Source organism: Burkholderia sp. IT-111MI5, from assembly GCF_949752865.1.
Lineage (GTDB): Bacteria > Pseudomonadota > Gammaproteobacteria > Burkholderiales > Burkholderiaceae > Burkholderia > Burkholderia pyrrocinia_C.
Genome location: NZ_CATKIF010000004.1, coordinates 1 through 19,159 on the forward strand (window position 1 = coordinate 1; position 19,159 = coordinate 19,159).

The following is a 19,159-nucleotide window of genomic DNA, read 5'->3' on the forward strand; positions in this document are numbered from 1 at the left end:
ACCGCCAGCATCACGGCCTTCAGGCCCGAGCCGCACACCTTGTTGATCGTCATCCCGGGCACCGCCGCCGGCAGCCCGGCCTTGATCAGCGACTGCCGCGCCGGGTTCTGCCCCGAGCCGGCCGTCAACACCTGGCCCATGATCACTTCGCTGACCTGCTCGGGCTTCACGCCCGCACGCTCCAGCACCGCGCGGATCACCGTCGCGCCCAGCTCAGGCGCCGCAATCTTCGCAAGCGAGCCGCCGAATTTGCCGACCGCGGTCCGCGCGGCCGATACGATCACTACGTCCGTCATGTTCAGTTCCTGCTTCGAAATCAAGTTCGTCGTTCTGACGCCGGCACGAGCCGGCTGCAATTGGCGATGGCGCACGTCGGGCCATTCGGCGCGACAAAGGTCGCACGCCGACACGCCACGAGCAGCGCGGAACGCGCCGGCGGCACACCGGCACGGCCCGCACATGCACCGGCACCTTGCGGCAAACCGGAGGGGCGCCGATCAATCGTGTCGCGCCTGCGCGCGACACGCGCTCACGTCCGCGATTGCATCGTTACGCGGCCGATTCGCGCGCAGCCGCTGCGTCCTTGCGTGCGGCGGCAGCCGTCTGCTTGCCGCCACGCGTGGCCGTTTCGCTGACCGCATCGAAGCTGCTCTGTGCGGCTTCGATCGCCTGCCCCGTCGCTGCGCGCACGGAGTCGGCCGCTGCCGTCGCCGCGGACAGCGCCGAATTCAGTGCGGCCACCACCGGTGCCGAGCCGGCCGGCGCATGCTTCGACAGTTCGCCGATCACGTCCTTCAGGCGCTTGTCGTTCTGTTCGTATTGCGCCTGCGCGACCTTCGCCCATTCGGATTGCGTCGACACCGCGATGTCGAACAGATGGCGGCCGTACGACACGACCTTGCCGGCCGCTTCCTGCGGTACGGCCGCCTGCTGCGCGAAACCCGCGGCCGGATTGCTGCTGTTGAAGGCGTTCTTCAGCTTGTCTTCGTATTCCTCGAGCGCCGTCCGGGCCGCTTGCAGGTTCAGTTCGACGACCGCCTCGAAACCCTTGATCGCCGGACGGGCGATCGCGAACCACGCAGCGATACCGGATTGATAATCGGCAGCGAATTTTTCGGGGGCAAATACGGACATCGGGCACGCTCCTGTTGGCAATGCGAGAGACGACGTAAAGAAAAATAGAAGCCAGATCAAAAGCCGGCTTACTTATTGACAACCCGCCACTCATTTGAGTACGGGAAGTTGGAGGATGTCATTCTAGATCGATTAATTGTCAATAAAATGGCATTAATGCTAGGTGTAAACCCTTATTTCATTTCGAGCGGCCGCCCAAGCCTGCGATGCGCCGACATCGCAGAGAAAAAAATACCGCGGCACTCTGTCCCGCATTTTCTTTTTACCTTTTTACAGCATAGCGCATCGTGACCTTGCTCAACATTTACCAATTCACTATTCCGTTTATTAGAAAACCGGCGATCATTGAAAATGGAGCAGGCACTTATGTAATCGATTTTTCCGGATTTATTATGAAATCGTTTCCGGGATTATTAATGACAAAATCAACGATCGGATGAATTGCGGGTCGCAATGGAAAAAACTGGCGCGGCCGTATGAAACGGCCGCGGCCGGCGCCGGCGTGCGGAAAATCAGCCGGCCAGTTCTCGATGCAGTGCGCGGAATTCCTGCGCGAGCTTGTGCCCGGGTTCGAGATGGATCACCGGCTTGGACTGCTGATGCGATTCGCGGATCTTCACCGACGCCGACAGCCTCGACGCGAGCACCGGCAGCCCTTCGTCGACGAGTTCGTCGACCAGCCGTTGCGGCAAGCTCGCGCGCGGCTGGAACTGGTTGATGACGATTCCTTCCACCTCGAGCGCCGCATTGTGGTCCTGCTGGATTTCCTTCACGTTCTCGAGCAGCGTGTACAGCGCGCGGCGCGAGAAGTCGTCGCAATCGAACGGGATCAGGCAGCGCTCGACCGCGATCAGCGCCGAGCGCGTATAGAAATTCAACGCGGGGGGCGTGTCGATGTACACGGCGTCGTAGGTGTCGAGCTCGTTCAGCGCGTCGCGCAGCTTGTAGATCTTGTAGCGCGATTCGAGCTTGCCGTGCAGCGTGTCGAGGTCCGGATGCGCGGGCATCACGTCGAGCCCTTCGAACGGGGTCGGATGAATGAACGACGCGACGTCGACCGGACGGAAGTTGAAGGTCAGCGCGGTTTCGAAGAAGCCGGCGACACCCGGTTGCGCATCGGCCGCAGCGTCGCCGAGCAGGTAGCGCGTGGAGTTCGCCTGCGCATCGAGATCGATGACGAGCGTGCGCAGCCCTTCGCTCGCGCTGATCGCCGCCAGGTTGCAGACGATCGTCGATTTGCCCACGCCGCCCTTCTGGTTGAATACGACCCGCCGCATGGTGTCTCCTCGATCGAAACGTCGAAAGGATCAGCTTAGCCGGTCAATAATGGCGGCAGCGTGACGCAGATCGAATTGCGCGCGATTGTGGGCGGCACGCATCAGATGCGCGGCAGCGCCCCCGACACATATCGGTTGCCGGGCACGCTCCACCGCCACGGGAAATCCTTGCCGACGCGAATGCCGATGCGCGGCCCGCCCGCCAGATCCGTGGGCGGCGCGATGCCGTCGTCCACGACCGCAAACCCTTCGCGCGCGCCAACCAGATCGACGCCATCCTGGGCGCCATCGATCCCCATCGCCTGGGTCAGCCGCGCCGGCCCACGGCACAGATCGCGATCGCGGGTCAGCGGCGGCCGTGCCGCGCGCATCCGTTCGAGCCCCTGCAGCGGTTCCAGCGCACGGATCAGCACGCCCGTTCCCGTACCGTCCGGGCCGCACACGCAATTGCAGCACCAGTGCATGCCGTATGTGAAATAGACGTACAGGTGCCCGGGCGGCCCGAACATCGTCGCATTGCGCGGCGTCTTGCCGCGATAGGTGTGCGCCGCCGGGTCGATCGCGCCGGCATAGGCCTCCACTTCGACGATGCGGCCGGCCCGGCCGTCGGCTGCCGCGAGAATCTTGTTGAGCAGTTGCGGCGCGACGTCGGTAGCTGCGCGATCGAAAAACGCACGCGGCAATACGGTGCCCGGCCACGGGGATGCCGTCTTACCGAGTCGCATCCGGCTGCCTCTCCGGCCGACGACCGGAAGCGGTCCTCGCGTGCAGATAAAGCTGACGGTACGCATCGACCAGATCGTCGAGGCCGAACGCAAGATTTCGCCCGCTGGGATTGGGCAACACCCAGACGCTCGCGCGCTGCATGCGCGCCGGCTGCAATCCCCACGCGACTTCGCGTTGCCCCGAAAGCGCCGAGTACGCCGCCTTGCCGAGAAACGCGACAAAGCGCGGCCCATGACGCGCGACCTTCTGCTCGAACTCCGCGGCCGCGGCGATGAATTCAGCGCGCGAAAGCTGATCGGCACTCGCTGTCGGCCGCTTCACCACCGCCGTCACGCCGCAGCCATACCTGAGTATTGCGCGATCGTCCTGCGGAGGAATTTCCGTTGGCGTAAAACCCGCGAGATGAATCACGCGCCAGAAGCGGTTGCTTCTCCCCGCGAAGTGATGCCCGGTCGCGGCGGCGTTCATGCCGGGGTTGATCCCGCAGAACAGCACGTCGAGATGCGTAGCAATGAGGTCGGGGAGTGCGTCAGCCACGGTTCGTCTGGAGTGCGACGTACAAGAACGTAAACGAAGAAAGGCCCGAATACCCGGGCCAAGCGGCTGGCTTGACTCGGACATTCGGGCCCATCGTGATGCGGGATGCCGACTTGCCGATTAGAACGGAATATCGTCGTCCATCTCGTCGAAGCCGCCACCAGCCGGTGCGCTCGGACGGCTCTGCGCGCCGCCGCCAGCACCGCCGCGCGCCGCGCCGCCGGCGCGACCACCGCCGCCACCGGCGCGTTCCGTCTGCTCGCCGCGGCCGCCGCCACCACCGTAGCCGCCGCCGTAACCGCCTTCGTCACCGCCGCCGCCGCCACCGCCCGCACCACCGCGGCCGCCGAGCATCTGCATCTGGTCGGCGACGATTTCGGTCGAGTAACGATCCTGACCGTCCTGGCCTTGCCACTTGCGCGTGCGGATGCGGCCCTCGATATAGACCGACGAACCCTTCTTCAGGTATTCGCTGACGATTTCCGCCAGACGGCCGAAGAACGCGACGCGATGCCACTCGGTCATTTCCTTGAAATCGCCGCTTGCCTTGTCCTTGTAGCGGTCGGTCGTCGCGAGACGGATGTTCGCAACCGCATCGCCGCTCGGCAGGTAACGGACTTCAGGATCGGCGCCGAGATTGCCGACGAGGATGACCTTGTTGACGGATGCCATGTGTTTCTCCAGTAAATTCGATGCCGGGCCGCCCGCGCATGCGTCGGAGCGGCCCGCCGGGCAAGCCCGCGAACGCTGCCGGTGCCTGCCCGAAAATTAGGTTCAGGCCTTGCGCGGCGGCGCTTTCATGCTGGCCGCGATTATAAGCCACGCGGCAACGAGCCCAGAACACGCGTAGAACACGGTGTTCGCGCCGCCGTGCTTCAGCAGCCAGCCGCCCGCGATGCCGCCGAGCGCGAGCCCGATCGACTGCGTGGTGTTGTAGACGCCCGTGGCCGCGCCCTTGCGCGAACCCGGCGCGAGCTTCGACACGAGCGAAGGCTGCGACGCTTCCAGGATGTTGAACCCGAGGAAGTAGACGAACAGGATCGCCGCCACAATCAGAATGGTATGCGGCGCGCTGCCCAGCAGCAATTGGCCGATCAGGATAGCCAGAATGCCGCCGAGCAGCACCGGCTTCATCTTGCCCCGTTTCTCCGCGACGATGATCGCCGGGACCATCATCACGAACGCGAGCCCCATCACCGGCAGGTAGACCTTCCAGTGCGCGGCGACCGGCAGCCCGCCGTCGACGAGCAGGCGCGGCACGACGAGGAACAGCGCCGTCTGCGTCGCATGCAGCACCAGCACGCCGAAGTTCAGGCGCAGCAGCTCGACGTTGTGCAGCACCTCGGCGAACGGCGCGGGCACGTGCACGGGCTTCGCCGCATCGGGCACGATCCACACCACGACGCCGATCGCGAGGATCGACAGTACGCCGACGATCGTGAACAGCCCGCTCATCCCGACCCAGTGGAACACGATCGGCGCGCCGACGATCGCGACCGCGAACGACACGCCGATCGAGCCGCCGACCATCGCCATCGCCTTGGTACGGTTCTGCTCGGAAGTCAGGTCGGCGATGAACGCGAGCACCGCGGACGATACGGCGCCCATCCCCTGGATCACGCGGCCGACGATGATCCACGTGATGTCGTGCGCGAACGCGGCGACGAAGCTGCCGAGCGCGAAGATCACGAGGCCCGCGGCGATCACCGGCTTGCGGCCGAACTTGTCGGACGCCCAGCCGTAGAAAATGTAGAACAGCGACTGCGTGACGCCGTAGGCCCCGAGCGCGATGCCGACGAGCAGCACGTTGTCGCCGCCCGGGATGGTTTTCGCGTAGACCGAGAACACCGGCATGATCATGAACAGGCCGAGCATGCGCAGCGCGAAGATCGCCGCGAGCGACGTGGTCGCGCGCAGTTCGGGCGCAGTCATGCGGGAAGACGTGGCGGACGGATTGGACATCGGGAATGAATTTCGAATGATCGGAATGTCCGCCCTGCAGCGGGCGGCGGAAGATCAGGACCGGCGGCCCGGAAGGCCTGACGGGCGACGCGTCGGGGCAGGATGCTGGCGGCCTGCAGGCCGCCGGAACCGCGCGGCGCGACCGCTTTCCCCGGCGCAGGCGCCGCCTTGCTGCCACCTGCTGTAAAGGCTGGGGACCCCGAACGACGGTCTCGAAAAGCCGTTATAGTAGCAGGTTTGGTTCCCTCCATTTTCGCCAGGTTCATGGAACAGATCCGTATCCGTGGGGCACGTACCCACAACCTGAAAAACGTCAATCTCGACCTGCCGCGCCACAAGCTGATCGTGATTACCGGGTTGTCAGGGTCGGGCAAGTCGTCGCTTGCGTTCGACACCCTTTATGCCGAGGGCCAGCGCCGCTACGTCGAAAGCCTGTCCGCGTATGCCCGCCAGTTCCTGCAGTTGATGGAGAAACCGGACGTCGACCTGATCGAGGGCCTGTCGCCCGCGATCTCGATCGAGCAGAAGGCGACGTCCCACAACCCGCGTTCGACCGTCGGCACGGTCACGGAAATCCACGACTACCTGCGACTTTTGTACGCACGTGTCGGCACGCCGTACTGCCCCGATCACGACATCCCGCTCGAGGCGCAGAGCGTGTCGCAGATGGTCGACGCCGCGCTCGCGCTGCCCGAGGAAACCAAGCTGATGATCCTCGCGCCCGTCGTCGCGAACCGCAAGGGCGAGCACGTCGAGCTGTTCGAGGAGATGCAGGCGCAGGGTTTCGTGCGCTTTCGCGTGCGCTCGGGCGGCGGCACCGCGAACGAAGGCGTCGCGAAGATCTACGAGGTCGAGTCGCTGCCGAAGCTCAAGAAGAACGACAAGCACACGATCGACGTTGTCGTCGATCGCCTGAAGGTGCGCCCGGACATGAAGCAGCGCCTCGCCGAATCGTTCGAGACGGCGCTGCGCCTCGCCGACGGCCGCGCGATCGCGCTCGAGATGGATACCGACCACGAGCACCTGTTCAGCTCGAAGTTCGCGTGCCCGATCTGCTCGTACTCGCTGCAGGAGCTCGAGCCGCGCCTGTTCTCGTTCAACAACCCGATGGGCGCGTGCCCGGAATGCGACGGCCTCGGCCAGATCACGTTCTTCGACCCGAAGCGGGTCGTCGCGCACCCGTCGCTGTCGCTCGCCGCGGGCGCCGTGAAGGGCTGGGACCGCCGCAACCAGTTCTACTTCCAGATGTTGCAGAGCCTCGCGGCGTTCTACGAGTTCGACATCGACGCCGCATTCGAGGATCTGCCGGAAAAGATCAGGAAGGTGCTGCTGTTCGGCTCGGGCAAGCAGACGATCCCGTTCTCGTACATCAACGAGCGCGGCCGCACGACGATCCGCGAGCACGTGTTCGAAGGGATCATCCCGAACCTCGAGCGCCGCTACCGCGAAACCGATTCGGTCGCGGTGCGCGAGGAACTGTCGAAGTACCAGAACAACCAGCCGTGCCCGTCGTGCGAAGGCACGCGCCTGCGTCGCGAGGCGCGCCACGTGCGGATCGGCACGGGCGACTACGCGCGCGGCATCTATGAAATCAGCGGCTGGCCGCTGCGCGATGCGCTCGGCTATTTCGACGGGCTGACGCTCGAAGGCGCGAAGCGCGAGATCGCCGACAAGGTGATCAAGGAAATCGTCGCGCGCCTGACGTTCCTGAACAACGTCGGCCTCGACTACCTGTCGCTCGAACGCAGCGCCGAAACGCTGTCGGGCGGCGAGGCGCAGCGGATCCGGCTCGCGTCGCAGATCGGCTCGGGCCTCACGGGCGTGATGTACGTGCTCGACGAACCGTCGATCGGCCTGCACCAGCGCGACAACGACCGCCTGATCGGGACGCTCAAGCACCTGCGCGACCTCGGCAACTCGGTGATCGTCGTCGAGCACGACGAGGACATGATCCGCACGGCCGACTACGTCGTCGACATGGGCCCCGGCGCGGGCGAGCACGGCGGCGTGGTGGTGGCCGAAGGCACGCCGAAGCAGGTGCAGTCCAACCCGCAGTCGCTGACGGGCCAATACCTGCTCGGCAAGCGCACGATCGAGTATCCGGACGAGCGGATCGCACCCGACGCCGAGCGGATGCTGCGCATCGTCGACGCGCACGGCAACAACCTGAAGCACGTCGATCTCGAGCTGCCGGTCGGCCTGCTGACCTGCATCACCGGCGTGTCGGGCTCCGGCAAGTCGACGCTGATCAACGACACGCTGTATCACGCGGTCGCGCGCCACCTGTACGGCTCGTCGGCCGAGCCGGCGCCGCACGAGGCGATCGAGGGTCTCGAGCACTTCGACAAGGTGATCAACGTCGACCAGTCGCCGATCGGCCGCACGCCGCGCTCGAACCCGGCCACGTATACGGGCCTGTTCACGCCGATCCGCGAGCTGTTCTCGGGCGTGCCGACCTCGAAGGAGCGCGGCTACGATCCGGGCCGCTTCTCGTTCAACGTGAAGGGCGGCCGCTGCGAATCGTGCCAGGGCGACGGCGTGCTGAAGGTCGAGATGCACTTCCTGCCGGACGTCTACGTGCCGTGCGACGTGTGCCACGGCAAGCGCTACAACCGCGAAACGCTCGAAGTGCAGTACAAGGGCAAGAACATCAGCGAAGTGCTCGACATGACGGTCGAGCATGCGTACGAGTTCTTCAGCGCGGTGCCGGTCATCGCGCGCAAGCTGAAGACGCTGCTCGACGTCGGCCTCGGCTACATCCGCCTCGGCCAGTCGGCCACGACGCTGTCGGGCGGCGAGGCGCAGCGCGTGAAGCTGTCGCTGGAGCTGTCGAAGCGCGACACGGGCCGCACGCTGTACATCCTGGACGAGCCGACCACCGGCCTGCACTTCCACGACATCGCGCTGCTGCTCGAGGTGATCCACCGGCTGCGCGACCAGGGCAACACGGTCGTGATCATCGAGCACAACCTCGACGTGATCAAGACGGCCGACTGGGTGATCGACCTCGGCCCCGAAGGCGGCGCCGGCGGCGGCCAGATCATCGCGCAGGGCACGCCCGAGCAGGTCGCGAAGACGAAGGCGAGCTTCACCGGCAAGTACCTCGCGCCGCTGCTCAAGCGTTCGACCCGCAAGGTCGCGGCCGGCTGACGCGCTTTCGGCCCTCCCGGCCCTTCCCGCGCGCGGCCGCCCGGCCGCGCGCGTCCTTCCGCAGCGAGCAGCCCCCCTCGTTTTCCCTTCTGCGTTTACACCACGCGCCAAACGGCCCGTTTGCGGACCATAATGGCAGCTATACTTTACGGTCGTAAGGTTCGCCTTCCGCACCAATCCGGTGCGGCGCCGGGTGAGCCCGGCTCTGCCGTGCGCTGCGCGGCATGACACACGAACGACAGGAATCCACGATGGAGAAGCAACAAGAGTCGCGCGATGCGCAGAGCCGCGAGCCGCACCTGCGCAGCGTGCGACTGACGAGCGACTTCAGCCTGCCGAGGCTGTCGGCACTCGAGATCGGCAGCTATCTCTTCGCGATCGTCACGATGTGGCTCGTTCTCGAGCTCAAGCTGCTCGGCGGGCTGCTGGCCGGCCTGCTCGTCTACCAGCTGATCCACACGATCGCGCCCGTGATCGAACGCCACACGACGAGCATGCGCGCGCGCTGGGTCGCCGTCGTGCTGCTGGCGATCGCGATCGTCGGCGGGCTCACGGGCCTGACGATCGGCATCATCGAGCATTTCGAGCACACGGTGCCGAACCTGCAGAGCCTGCTCGGCCAGTTGATGCAGATCGTCGAGCAAACCCGCGCGCGCACGCCGGCGTGGATCGCGAACCTGCTGCCGGTCGACGTCGAGCAGATGAAGACCAAGGCGGCCTTGCTGATGCACTCGCACATGGACCAGCTCCAGCAGAGCGGCAAGAGCGTCGCGCGCGGCTTCGGCCATGTGCTGTTCGGGATGATCATCGGCGCGATGATCGCGATCGGCGTCGAGCATGGCAAGGTGCGCCGGCCGCTGTCGACCGCGCTCGTCACGCGCGTATCGCGCTTCTCCGACGCATTCCGCCGGATCGTGTTCGCGCAGATCAAGATCTCGGCGATCAACGCGACGTTCACGGGCATCTACCTGCTCGTCGCACTGCCGATCTTCCACGAGCGGCTGCCGCTGTCGAAGACGCTCGTGCTCGTCACGTTCATCGTCGGCCTGCTGCCGGTGATCGGCAACCTGATCTCGAACACGCTGATCGTCGCCGTGTCGCTGTCGGTCAGCATGGGCACCGCGATCGCGTCGCTCGTGTTCCTCGTCGTCATCCACAAGCTCGAATATTTCCTGAACGCGAAGATCATCGGCGGCCAGATCGAGTCGCGCGCGTGGGAGCTGCTGCTCGCGATGCTGATCATGGAGGCCGCGTTCGGGCTGCCGGGCGTGATCGCCGCGCCGATCTTCTATGCGTACCTGAAGCGCGAGCTGTACCTGCTGCGGCTGATCTGAAACCCGCGTCTCAGGCGACAAAAAAACGCCGCGCCCCGTAAAGGAGGCGCGGCGTTTTTGTTTCCGGCGGCCGGCGATCCGGCGGCCGGCGATCCGGGGGCCGGCCAACCGGCGGCCGGCCGATTCAGATCAGCGAAACACGACCGTCTTCGTCCCGTTCAGCACGATCCGGTGCTCGACGTGCCACTTCACCGCGCGCGCGAGCGTCACGCACTCGACGTCGCGGCCGATCGCGGTCAACTGGTCGGGCGTCATGCTGTGGTCGACGCGCTCGACTTCCTGCTCGATGATCGGGCCTTCGTCGAGATCGGTCGTCACGTAGTGCGCGGTCGCGCCGATCAGCTTCACGCCGCGGTCGAACGCCTGGTAGTACGGCTTCGCGCCCTTGAAGCTCGGCAGGAACGAATGGTGGATGTTGATCGCGCGCCCGGCGAGCTGCTGGCACATGTTCGGCGACAGGATCTGCATGTAGCGCGCGAGCACGACGAGATCGGCCTGGTGCTCGTCGATCACTTCCAGCACGCGCGCTTCCTGCGCGGCCTTCGCGGCATCGGACGAACCGCCGATCAGCGGGAAGTGATGGAACGGGATGTTGTAGCTCGCGGCGAGCTGGTAGAACTCCTTGTGGTTCGACACGATCGCCGGGATCTCGATCGGCAGCTGGCCGGTGCGATAGCGGAACAGCAGGTCGTTCAGGCAGTGGCCGATCTTCGACACCATGATCACGACACGCGGCTTCACGGCCGCATCGTGCAGCTCCCAGCGCATCGAGAATTGCTCGGCGAGCGGCGCGAATTCCTTGCGAAGTGTGTCAAGCGCCGACGCGGCATCCGTGCCGTTGCCGTCCTGCTCGAAGTGCACGCGCATGAAGAATTCGCTGGTGCGGCTGTCGCCGAACTGCGCCGAATCGAGGATGTTGTTGCTGCGCTCGAACAGGAAGCCCGAGACCGCGTGGACGATGCCGTGCCGGTCGGGGCACGACAGTTTCAAGATAAAGCTGTGATCGGTCGGCATGACCGCTACTCCCTTTGTTTCCGTATTCGTCAAATTGCCCGTTCGCGCCGACAAGCTGCGCGTCGCGGCGCGCGTCACGCGGCCGGCGCGAACAGCGCGTCGATGCCTGCGGCCTCTTGCGCCGTCAGCCAGCGATGGCGCAGCAGCGTGTCGAGCGTCGCGAGGCTCGCGTCCATCGTCGCGCGGCCCTCGCGCAGCCAGCCGATCACCTCGGGCACGCCGGCCAGCAGATGCTCGGCCACTTCGCCGTCCTGGTTGCGCGGCGCGAAGTCGTGCGGCAGCGGCAGGTCGTACACGAAGATCAGTTCGGACTGCGTGCCTTCCGGCAGCGAGCACAGCACCTGCACCGCGCGGCCCGCGATCGCACGCGCCGCGAGTTCGGCCGGAATGCCGGCTTCTTCCCAGCATTCTTTCGCAAGCGTCTGGTGAACGCCCAGGCCCCAGCCGATGCCGCCCGCGACGACGTTGTCGAGCATGCCGGGGTCGGTTGCCTTGGTCACGCTGCGGCGGCCGAGCCACATCTGCGGCACGGCCGCGGCGGGCGTAGCCGCATATTCTACGATGCCGTTCAGATGCACCGCATAAGTCTGCGTGCCGAAGAACCGCGACGCGGCGCGCTCGATATACGCGAGCGGCGCATCGTCGAAGCGGTTGCGGATCGCGTAGATCTCGTCGCGCCAACCGGGAATCGCGCCTTCGGCCGCGAGCGCGCCGATCGCGCTCGCCAGCGCCATGCTGCGCGCGTCGACCGAGTCGTAGCGCGCCGACAGCACGACGCGCTCGCCGGTCAGCTCGAACACGTCGGGCCAGCGCGCAAGCTTCGCGACATCCTGGCGGCGCACCCAGCCGACCGCCTGGCCGGCGATCTCGAAACGCAGGTGCGCGGCCGGATCGAAGCGGCGCGCGGCCGCGATGCACGGAAACGTCATCGCCGTCAGTCCTTCAGCGCGACGCGGATGCCGATCGCGATGAACGTCGCGCCGGCGATCCGGTCGAGCCACACGCCGGCCTTCGGGCGGCGCTTCAGCCATGCGCCGATCATCCCGGCGCCGACGCCGAACAGCGAGAAGATCGCGGCCGTCTGCAGCATGAACAGCGCGCCGAGCTCGAACATCTGCAGCGTCACGCTCTGCGCGCCGTGCGAATCGACGAACTGCGGCAGGAACACGACGAAGAACAGTGTGACCTTCGGGTTCATCAGGTTGCCGATCACGCTCTGCCGGAAGATCGTGCCGAGCGGCTGCGGCGGGCGCGCGTGCGCATTCGCGAGGCCCTGGCTGCGCAGCGCCTTGATGCCGATCCACACGAGGTACGCGGCGCCCGCGAGCTTCAGGATCTCGAACGCGACCGGCGACGAACGCAGCACGGCCGCGACGCCGAGCGCCGCGAGCGTCGTGTGGAACAGGATCCCGGCCGTGAAGCCGAGCGCGGCGACGAAGCCGGCCGCGCGGCCCTGCGAGATGCCGCGCGCGAGCACCTGCAGGTTGTCGGGACCCGGCGCGAACGTGATCGCGATCGACGTGGCGAGAAACAGCATGAAGTTGGGCATCGTGACCTCGCGGTTTAACGTGAGTAAGCCGGGCCGGCGTTCAGTGGCCGGCGAATTCGGTGACGGTATAGACGGGCAGTCCCGCGTTGCGCAGCAGCGTCGAGCCGCCGAGATCGGGCAGGTCGATGATCGCCGCGCCTTCGACGACCACCGCGCCGAGCCGCTGCAGCAGGTTGCGCCCCGCCATCATCGTGCCGCCGGTCGCGATCAGGTCGTCCATGATGATCACGCGGTCGCCGGGGCGGCACGCATCCTCGTGAATCTCGACCGTCGCGCTGCCGTATTCGAGGTCGTACGATTCCGAGCGCGTCTTGTACGGCAGCTTGCCGACCTTGCGGATCGGCACGAAGCCGACGCTCAGCTCGTACGCGACGATCGGCGCGATGATGAAGCCGCGCGCGTCGAGGCCCGCGACGTAGTCGAGCTTCGCATCGACATAGCGCTCGACGAACAGGTCGACGAGGATGCGCAGCGCCTTCGGGCTCTGCAGCAGCGTCGTGATGTCGCGGAACATCACGCCCGGCTGCGGCCAGTCGGGCACCGTGCGGATCTGGCTGTGGATGAAGGCGACCGGATCGAGCGGCGCGCCCGACGACGAATGCGGCATGAAACTCTCCGAAAAAAACGGTGCGCGAAGATCGGGCACCGTTTCGAATAAATACGGGTCAGGTTATTGACCGCGACTCACGCGGCCGCGGCCGGCGGGTCGCGCCGATGGCGCGACAGCCGCTCCTCCGCGAGCGCGAGCGCCTCGGGCAGCCCGCGCAGCACGACGATGTCGCTCGCGCGCAGCTTGGTCTGCGGATCGGGTTCGACGCCACGGATGCCGTGCCGGCGGATCGCCGTGACTTCCAGCCCGAGCGCATACAGCCCGAGTTCCTCCAGCGAGCGCCCGACCGCGTCCGCGCGCGCATCGACCGGCACCGATTGTAGCCGCACCTGCTCGTGATCGTCGTCGTCCGCGTCGTCCGCGCCGCGGAAATAGCCGCGCAGCAGGCTGTAGCGCTCGTCGCGCATTTCCTCGACGCGCCGCACGACCTTGCGCATCGGCACGCCGACCAGCACCAGCGTATGCGACGCGAGCATCAGGCTGCCCTCGACGATCTCCGGAATCACCTCGGTCGCGCCGGCCGCGAGCAGCTTCTCGAGATCGGCATCGTCGACGGTGCGCACGATCGCCGGCAGCGTCGGCGCGAGCTCGTGCACGTGATGCAGCACGCGCAGTGCGGACGGCGTGTTCGCATAGGTGATCGCGACCGCCGCCGCGCGGTGGATACCGGCCGCGAGCAGCGACTCGCGGCGCGCCGCGTCGCCGAACACGACCGATTCGCCGGCCGTCGCGGCCGCGCTCACGCGGTCCGGGTCGAGGTCGAGCGCGACATACGGAATGCCTTCCTGCTCGAGCATGCGCGCCAGGTTCTGGCCCGCGCGGCCGTAGCCGCAGATGATCACGTGGCCGCGCTGCTTCAGGCTTTGCGTCGCGATCCGCGTCATCTGCAGCGACTGCTGCATCCATTCGGTCGACGACAGCCGCATCACGATCCGGTCGGCGTTCTGGATCAGGAACGGCGCGGCGAGCATCGACAGCAGCATCGACGCGAGGATCGCCTGCAGCAGCGTCGAATCGACCAGATGCCGGTCGAGGATCAGGTTCAGCAGCACGAAGCCGAATTCGCCGGCCTGCGCGAGGCCGATGCCCGTGCGCATCGCGACCCCCGGCGTCGCGCCGAACAGCCGCGCGAGCCCGGCGATCATCGTCCCCTTGAACAGGATCTGCCCGACGAAGAAGCCGAGCACGAGCAACGGATGCTCCCAGATCACGCGCGGATCGAGCAGCATCCCGGTCGTCACGAAGAACAGGCCGAGCAGCACGTCGCGGAACGGCTTGATGTCCTCCTCCACCTGATGGCGGAACGGCGTCTCGGAGATCAGCATCCCCGCGATGAACGCGCCGAGCGCGAGCGACAGGCCGAACTTGTCGGTGATGAACGCGGCGCCGAGCGTGACGAGCAGCAGGTTCAGCACGAACAGTTCCTGCGAGCGGCGCCGCGCGACGACGTTGAGCCAGCGCGTCATGAAGCGCTGGCCGATGACCAGCAGCAGCGTGAGCGCGATCACGATCTTGACCGCCGCGACGCCGAGCGTCAGCGCGAGATCCTTCGACGATTCGGCGCCGAACGCGGCGATCACGATCAGCAGCGGCACGACCGCGAGATCCTGGAACAGCAGCACGCCGAAGATGTTGCGGCCGTGCTCGGTCTCGATCTCGAGACGTTCGGCAAGCATCTTCGACACGATCGCCGTCGACGACATCGCGAGCGCGCCGCCGAGCGCGACGGCGCCCTGCCACGTGATGTGCACCCAGCGCTCGAACAGCGCGCCGAGCAGCAGCGCGAGCAAAAGCGTCGCGACGACCTGCAGCAGCCCGAGACCGAACACGAGCCGCTGCATCGACCTCAGTTTCGCGAGCGAGAATTCGAGGCCGATCGAGAACATCAGGAATACCACGCCGAATTCCGCGAGATGCTCGGCGCGCTCGAGATCCGCCGCGATCCCGAGCGCGTGCGGGCCGACCAGGATGCCGACGGTCAGGTAGCCGAGCATCGGCGGGAGGTTCAGCGAACGGAATACGACGACGCCCACCACCGAAGCCAGCAGCAGCATGAGCGTCATTTCGAGCGGGGAAATCACGGGCGAAGCGTCCTCGTTCGTCGGGGCCACCGCGAAGCGGGCGCGATGGCGTAGCGTGGGATAGGCGACATCGGACGAGTCCGAGAGCCCGGCGCGGCGAACAAACGCCTTTGCTATACTCCGCGCATGATAGCGAAAATCAATGATGATCGGGCGCTCGCGCTCGCCCGCGACGTGCTCGACATCGAGGCGGACGCCGTGCGCGCGCTGCGCGACCAGCTCGACGGCGGCTTCGTCCAGGCCGTCGCGCTGCTGCTCGGCTGCCGCGGCCGCGTGGTGGTGTCCGGCATCGGCAAATCGGGGCACATTGCCCGCAAGATCGCGGCCACGCTGGCCAGCACCGGCACGCCGGCCTTCTTCGTCCATCCTGCCGAGGCCAGCCACGGCGACCTCGGGATGGTCACCTCCGACGACGTCTTCATCGGCATCTCCTATTCCGGCGAATCGGAAGAACTCGTCGCGATCCTGCCGCTCGTCAAGCGGATCGGCGCGAAGCTGATCGCGATCACGGGCCGCGCGGAGTCGAGCCTCGGCACGCTCGCCGACGTGAACCTGAACGCCGCGGTCTCGAAGGAAGCGTGCCCGCTGAACCTCGCGCCCACCGCGAGCACGACCGCCGCGCTCGCGCTCGGCGACGCGCTCGCCGTCGCGGTGCTCGACGCACGCGGCTTCGGTTCGGAAGATTTCGCACGCTCGCACCCGGGCGGCGCGCTCGGCCGGCGCCTGCTCACCTACGTGCGCGACGTGATGCGCTCGGGCGACGACGTCCCGTCCGTCGGGCTCGACGCGACGCTGTCGGACGCGCTGTTCCAGATCACCGCGAAGCGCCTGGGCATGACGGCCGTGGTCGACGCCGACGGCAAGGTCGCGGGCATCTTCACGGACGGCGACCTGCGCCGCGTGCTCGCGCGCGACGGCGACTTCCGCACGCTGCCGATCACCGACGTGATGACGCGCAACCCGCGCACGATCGGGCCGGATCACCTGGCGGTCGAGGCCGTGGAACTGATGGAGCGCCACCGGATCAACCAGATGCTGGTGGTCGATGCCGACGGCGCGCTGATCGGCGCGCTGAACATGCACGACCTGTTTTCGAAGAAGGTGATCTGATGAGCGCAGCGCTGACTGCGGCCGAACGCGCGAGCCGCGTGAAGCTGATGATTTTCGACGTCGACGGCGTGCTGACCGACGGCGGCCTGCTGTTTACCGCGGCCGGCGACGCGATGAAGTCGTTCAACTCGCTCGACGGCCACGGCGTGAAGCTGCTCGGCGAAGCCGGCATCGCGACCGCGATCATCACGGGCCGCCGCTCGGAGATCGTCGCGGCGCGCGCGAAGGAAATGAAGATCGCGCACCTGTTCCAGGGCGCCGAGAACAAGCTCTCGGTGTTCGCCGACCTGATCGCATCGCTCGGCCTCACCGCCGACGCGTGCGGCTACATGGGCGACGACTGGCCCGACCTGCCGGTGATGCTGCGCTGCGGCTTCGCGGCCGCGCCCGCGAACGCGCACCCTGACGTGATCGCCCGTGCGCACTGGGTGGCCGAGGCCCGCGGCGGCCACGGCGCCGTGCGCGAAGTCTGCGACGCGATCCTGCGCGCGCAGCGACGCTATGACGCGCTGCTCGCAGCAGCCTGCGGAGCCTGACGGATGAATACGCATTTCCGCTGGACCCAGTTGCTGCCGCTCGCCGCGGTCGCCGCGCTCGCGGGCATCACGTGGTGGTTACTGCAGGCGACGCTGCCGCCGCCCGGCGAGGGCACCGCGCAGCCGAAGCGCCATACGCCCGACTATTTCGCGGACAACTTCTCCGTCACCGAGCTCGACCAGTCCGGCACGACCCAGTACCGGCTGACGGCCGCGAAGCTGGTCCATTACGAAGACACCGAAAACAGCGACCTGACCGATCCGGCCATGCGCGCATTCCAGCCCGGCAAGCCGGTCGTGACGACCACCGCGAAGCGCGGCACCGTCAACGGCGACGTGTCGATCGTCGATTTGTACGACGACGCGCGCATCCTGCGCGCGGCCGGCGGCGGCGATCCGCAAATGCAGGCCGATTCCCAGCATTTCCGGATCTTCGTCAATGACGATGTGATCCAGACCGAAAAGCCGGTTAAACTTCAGCGCGGCCTGTCGCTCGTCAACGCGACCGACGGCATGAAGTACAACAACGTCACCCGGGTCATCGAGCTTTACGGCAACGTGCGCGGCACGATCGCCGCGGCGGACACGTCCGGCGGCTCGAAAGGTCAACCCAAGTGACGCTTCCCTCACGTGACTGCATGAACGAACCGTTCCCTCGACAGATTTCCGGCGGCGCTGCGCGCGCCGTCCGCGCCGCGCTCGCCGCGACGCTCGTGGCGCTCCCGTTGATCGGGCTGGCGCCGCTCGCCCATGCCGAGAAGGCCGACCAGAACAAACCGATCAACGTCGAGGCCGACAACCTGACCTATGACGACCTGAAGCAGGTCACGGTCGCGACCGGCAACGTCGTGATCACGAAGGGCACGATCATCATCAAGGGTGATCGCGTCGAAGTGCGCCAGGATCCGGAAGGCTATCAGTACGCGACGTCGTTCGGCAGCGGCAAGAAGCACGCGACGTTCCGCCAGAAGCGCGAAGGCCTCGACGAATACATCGACGGCGACGCCGAGCGCATCGACTACGACGGCAAGCAGGACCTGACCACGCTGACGACCGCCGCAACCGTGCGCCGCCTGCAGGGCACGTCGACCATCGCCGACACCGTGCACGGCAGCGTGATCACGTACGACGGCCAGCGCGACTTCTACACCGCGAAGGGCGGCAAGGACATCGCCGCGCCCGGCAACCCGAACGGCCGCGTGCGCGCGATGCTGTCGCCGAAGAACGGCGGCCCCGCGCCGCTGACCGGCGCGCCGGCGAAGCTGTCGCCGTCGACCACGATCCAGGGAGCGCCGGGCCAATGAACGCGCTACCGAACCGCCAGCCGGCCGGCACCACGAGCTCGCTCGTCGTCCGCAACCTGAAGAAGCGCTACGGCTCGCGCACGGTCGTCAAGGACGTGTCACTCGACGTGAAGAGCGGCGAAGTCGTCGGCCTGCTCGGCCCGAACGGCGCCGGCAAGACCACGTCGTTCTACATGATCGTCGGCCTCGTGCCGCTCGATGCGGGCGAGATCTCGCTGAACGGCAGCTCGATCAGCCTGCTGCCGATCCACAAGCGCGCGTCGCTCGGCCTGTCGTACCTGCCGCAGGAAGCGTCCGTGTTCCGCAAGCTGACCGTCGAGGAAAACATCCGCGCGGTGCTCGAGCTGCAATACGGCGAAGACGGCAAGCGGCTGTCGAAGGACGCGATCTCGTCGCGCAGCGAAGCGCTGCTCGACGAGCTGCAGATCGGCCACCTGCGCGAGAACCCGGCGCTGTCGCTGTCGGGCGGCGAACGACGCCGGGTCGAAATCGCGCGCGCGCTCGCGACCAACCCGAACTTCATCCTGCTCGACGAACCGTTCGCCGGCGTCGACCCGATCGCGGTGCTCGAGATCCAGAAGATCGTCAAGTTCCTGAAGCAGCGCAACATCGGCGTGCTGATTACCGATCACAACGTCCGCGAAACGCTCGGCATCTGCGACCACGCCTATATCATCAGCGACGGCTCGGTGCTCGCCGCCGGCGCGCCGAGCGACATCATCGAAAACGAAAGCGTGCGCCGCGTGTATCTCGGCGAACACTTCCGCATGTAACTTCCTCCTCGTGGCTGGCTGCACCCCGCCCGGCATCGCCGCGCGGGGCCGCGCCCCGCTTC

General features: G+C 66.6%; 19 protein-coding genes and 1 pseudogene. 8 read left to right on the forward strand and 12 right to left on the reverse strand.

Features of this window, described 5'->3' with window-relative positions; genetic code table 11:
* Both ACM6JT_RS03045 and phaP read right to left on the reverse strand, forming a co-directional pair.
* Window positions 1–296, reverse strand: a pseudogene (locus ACM6JT_RS03045) (acetyl-CoA C-acetyltransferase); the annotation flags it as partial.
* Window positions 297–549: 253 nt separating this feature from the next.
* Entirely contained in the window at window positions 550–1,134 is a 585-nt protein-coding gene (phaP, locus tag ACM6JT_RS03050; protein ID WP_034179043.1) for a TIGR01841 family phasin, read from the reverse strand.
* 287 nt (window positions 1,135–1,421) lie between these two features.
* Here phaP and ACM6JT_RS03055 point away from each other — a divergent pair, with 287 nt between their 5' ends.
* Complete coding sequence (locus ACM6JT_RS03055; RefSeq protein WP_243564916.1) at window positions 1,422–1,574, forward strand: hypothetical protein; 153 nt, start codon at window positions 1,422–1,424, stop codon at window positions 1,572–1,574.
* Window positions 1,575–1,646: 72 nt separating this feature from the next.
* On the opposite strand, the gene ACM6JT_RS03060 is transcribed toward ACM6JT_RS03055, so the two are convergent.
* The 5 genes from ACM6JT_RS03060 to ACM6JT_RS03080 all read right to left on the reverse strand — a co-directional run bounded on the left by ACM6JT_RS03060 (window position 1,647) and on the right by ACM6JT_RS03080 (window position 5,636).
* Window positions 1,647–2,411, reverse strand: a complete 765-nt coding sequence (locus tag ACM6JT_RS03060) for a ParA family protein (RefSeq protein WP_034179044.1) — start codon at window positions 2,409–2,411, stop codon at window positions 1,647–1,649.
* A 101-nt stretch (window positions 2,412–2,512) separates the two neighbouring features.
* Complete coding sequence (locus ACM6JT_RS03065) at window positions 2,513–3,136, reverse strand: DNA-3-methyladenine glycosylase (protein WP_407970884.1); 624 nt, start codon at window positions 3,134–3,136, stop codon at window positions 2,513–2,515.
* A complete protein-coding gene (mug, locus tag ACM6JT_RS03070; RefSeq protein WP_414855957.1) occupies window positions 3,123–3,674 on the reverse strand; it encodes a G/U mismatch-specific DNA glycosylase in 552 nt (183 codons plus the stop codon). The genes ACM6JT_RS03065 and mug overlap by 14 nt, the downstream gene beginning before the upstream one ends.
* A 120-nt stretch (window positions 3,675–3,794) precedes the next feature.
* A complete protein-coding gene (locus ACM6JT_RS03075; RefSeq protein ID WP_414855958.1) occupies window positions 3,795–4,346 on the reverse strand; it encodes a single-stranded DNA-binding protein in 552 nt (183 codons plus the stop codon).
* A gap of 102 nt (window positions 4,347–4,448) precedes the next feature.
* Window positions 4,449–5,636, reverse strand: a complete 1,188-nt coding sequence (locus ACM6JT_RS03080; protein ID WP_034179048.1) for an MFS transporter — start codon at window positions 5,634–5,636, stop codon at window positions 4,449–4,451.
* A gap of 264 nt (window positions 5,637–5,900) precedes the next feature.
* On the opposite strand from ACM6JT_RS03080, the gene uvrA reads away from it, so the two are divergent.
* Together uvrA and ACM6JT_RS03090 are read left to right on the forward strand one after the other, a co-directional pair.
* Entirely contained in the window at window positions 5,901–8,786 is a 2,886-nt protein-coding gene (gene uvrA, locus ACM6JT_RS03085; protein ID WP_034179049.1) for an excinuclease ABC subunit UvrA, read from the forward strand.
* 251 nt (window positions 8,787–9,037) lie between these two features.
* On the forward strand, window positions 9,038–10,120 hold the full coding sequence (locus ACM6JT_RS03090; protein ID WP_034179050.1) for an AI-2E family transporter: 1,083 nt from the start codon (window positions 9,038–9,040) through the stop codon (window positions 10,118–10,120).
* 129 nt (window positions 10,121–10,249) lie between these two features.
* Here the strand turns inward: ACM6JT_RS03090 and purU are convergent, their stop codons facing one another.
* The 5 genes from purU to ACM6JT_RS03115 all read right to left on the reverse strand — a co-directional run bounded on the left by purU (window position 10,250) and on the right by ACM6JT_RS03115 (window position 15,374).
* Window positions 10,250–11,134 carry a formyltetrahydrofolate deformylase gene (purU, locus tag ACM6JT_RS03095; protein ID WP_034179051.1) on the reverse strand — a complete coding sequence of 295 codons (885 nt, stop codon included), beginning with the start codon at window positions 11,132–11,134 and terminating at the stop codon, window positions 10,250–10,252.
* A 74-nt stretch (window positions 11,135–11,208) separates the two neighbouring features.
* Window positions 11,209–12,063, reverse strand: coding sequence for a DUF4743 domain-containing protein (locus ACM6JT_RS03100; protein ID WP_414855959.1), 855 nt, complete (start codon window positions 12,061–12,063; stop codon window positions 11,209–11,211).
* A gap of 5 nt (window positions 12,064–12,068) precedes the next feature.
* A complete protein-coding gene (locus tag ACM6JT_RS03105; RefSeq protein ID WP_034179053.1) occupies window positions 12,069–12,683 on the reverse strand; it encodes a LysE family translocator in 615 nt (204 codons plus the stop codon).
* Window positions 12,684–12,723: 40 nt separating this feature from the next.
* Window positions 12,724–13,290, reverse strand: coding sequence for an adenine phosphoribosyltransferase (locus ACM6JT_RS03110; RefSeq protein ID WP_034179054.1), 567 nt, complete (start codon window positions 13,288–13,290; stop codon window positions 12,724–12,726).
* Between the two features lie 77 nt (window positions 13,291–13,367).
* Window positions 13,368–15,374 (reverse strand): monovalent cation:proton antiporter family protein, encoded by a 2,007-nt coding sequence (locus ACM6JT_RS03115; protein WP_034179436.1) that lies wholly within the window; start codon window positions 15,372–15,374, stop codon window positions 13,368–13,370.
* 126 nt (window positions 15,375–15,500) lie between these two features.
* Here ACM6JT_RS03115 and kdsD point away from each other — a divergent pair, with 126 nt between their 5' ends.
* Genes kdsD through lptB form a run of 5 tightly spaced genes read left to right on the forward strand, consistent with a single transcriptional unit; the run spans window position 15,501 to window position 19,097 of the window.
* Window positions 15,501–16,484 (forward strand): arabinose 5-phosphate isomerase KdsD, encoded by a 984-nt coding sequence (kdsD, locus tag ACM6JT_RS03120; protein ID WP_034179055.1) that lies wholly within the window; start codon window positions 15,501–15,503, stop codon window positions 16,482–16,484.
* On the forward strand, window positions 16,484–17,020 hold the full coding sequence (locus ACM6JT_RS03125) for a KdsC family phosphatase (RefSeq protein ID WP_034179056.1): 537 nt from the start codon (window positions 16,484–16,486) through the stop codon (window positions 17,018–17,020). Before kdsD ends, ACM6JT_RS03125 begins: the two co-directional genes overlap by 1 nt.
* Before the next feature lie 3 nt (window positions 17,021–17,023).
* Window positions 17,024–17,638 carry an LPS export ABC transporter periplasmic protein LptC gene (gene lptC / locus ACM6JT_RS03130; protein WP_034179057.1) on the forward strand — a complete coding sequence of 205 codons (615 nt, stop codon included), beginning with the start codon at window positions 17,024–17,026 and terminating at the stop codon, window positions 17,636–17,638.
* Window positions 17,639–17,658: 20 nt separating this feature from the next.
* Window positions 17,659–18,324 carry a lipopolysaccharide transport periplasmic protein LptA gene (lptA, locus tag ACM6JT_RS03135; protein ID WP_034179058.1) on the forward strand — a complete coding sequence of 222 codons (666 nt, stop codon included), beginning with the start codon at window positions 17,659–17,661 and terminating at the stop codon, window positions 18,322–18,324.
* Complete coding sequence (gene lptB / locus ACM6JT_RS03140; RefSeq protein WP_034179059.1) at window positions 18,321–19,097, forward strand: LPS export ABC transporter ATP-binding protein; 777 nt, start codon at window positions 18,321–18,323, stop codon at window positions 19,095–19,097. The genes lptA and lptB overlap by 4 nt, the downstream gene beginning before the upstream one ends.
* The last annotated feature ends 62 nt before the right edge of the window (window positions 19,098–19,159 follow it).

What these genes read in the sequence shown, in the direction of transcription:
- phaP (WP_034179043.1), bottom strand. Translation starts at nt 1,134, where the DNA reads ATGTCCGTATTTGCCCCCGAAAAATTCGCTGCCGATTATCAATCCGGT.
- ACM6JT_RS03060 (WP_034179044.1), bottom strand. Translation starts at nt 2,411, where the DNA reads ATGCGGCGGGTCGTATTCAACCAGAAGGGCGGCGTGGGCAAATCGACG.
- ACM6JT_RS03065 (WP_407970884.1), bottom strand. Translation starts at nt 3,136, where the DNA reads ATGCGACTCGGTAAGACGGCATCCCCGTGGCCGGGCACCGTATTGCCG.
- ACM6JT_RS03075 (WP_414855958.1), bottom strand. Translation starts at nt 4,346, where the DNA reads ATGGCATCCGTCAACAAGGTCATCCTCGTCGGCAATCTCGGCGCCGAT.
- ACM6JT_RS03080 (WP_034179048.1), bottom strand. Translation starts at nt 5,636, where the DNA reads ATGTCCAATCCGTCCGCCACGTCTTCCCGCATGACTGCGCCCGAACTG.
- uvrA (WP_034179049.1), top strand. Translation starts at nt 5,901, where the DNA reads ATGGAACAGATCCGTATCCGTGGGGCACGTACCCACAACCTGAAAAAC.
- ACM6JT_RS03090 (WP_034179050.1), top strand. Translation starts at nt 9,038, where the DNA reads ATGGAGAAGCAACAAGAGTCGCGCGATGCGCAGAGCCGCGAGCCGCAC.
- purU (WP_034179051.1), bottom strand. Translation starts at nt 11,134, where the DNA reads ATGCCGACCGATCACAGCTTTATCTTGAAACTGTCGTGCCCCGACCGG.
- ACM6JT_RS03100 (WP_414855959.1), bottom strand. Translation starts at nt 12,063, where the DNA reads ATGACGTTTCCGTGCATCGCGGCCGCGCGCCGCTTCGATCCGGCCGCG.
- ACM6JT_RS03105 (WP_034179053.1), bottom strand. Translation starts at nt 12,683, where the DNA reads ATGCCCAACTTCATGCTGTTTCTCGCCACGTCGATCGCGATCACGTTC.
- ACM6JT_RS03110 (WP_034179054.1), bottom strand. Translation starts at nt 13,290, where the DNA reads ATGCCGCATTCGTCGTCGGGCGCGCCGCTCGATCCGGTCGCCTTCATC.
- kdsD (WP_034179055.1), top strand. Translation starts at nt 15,501, where the DNA reads ATGATAGCGAAAATCAATGATGATCGGGCGCTCGCGCTCGCCCGCGAC.
- ACM6JT_RS03125 (WP_034179056.1), top strand. Translation starts at nt 16,484, where the DNA reads ATGAGCGCAGCGCTGACTGCGGCCGAACGCGCGAGCCGCGTGAAGCTG.
- lptC (WP_034179057.1), top strand. Translation starts at nt 17,024, where the DNA reads ATGAATACGCATTTCCGCTGGACCCAGTTGCTGCCGCTCGCCGCGGTC.
- lptA (WP_034179058.1), top strand. Translation starts at nt 17,659, where the DNA reads ATGAACGAACCGTTCCCTCGACAGATTTCCGGCGGCGCTGCGCGCGCC.
- lptB (WP_034179059.1), top strand. Translation starts at nt 18,321, where the DNA reads ATGAACGCGCTACCGAACCGCCAGCCGGCCGGCACCACGAGCTCGCTC.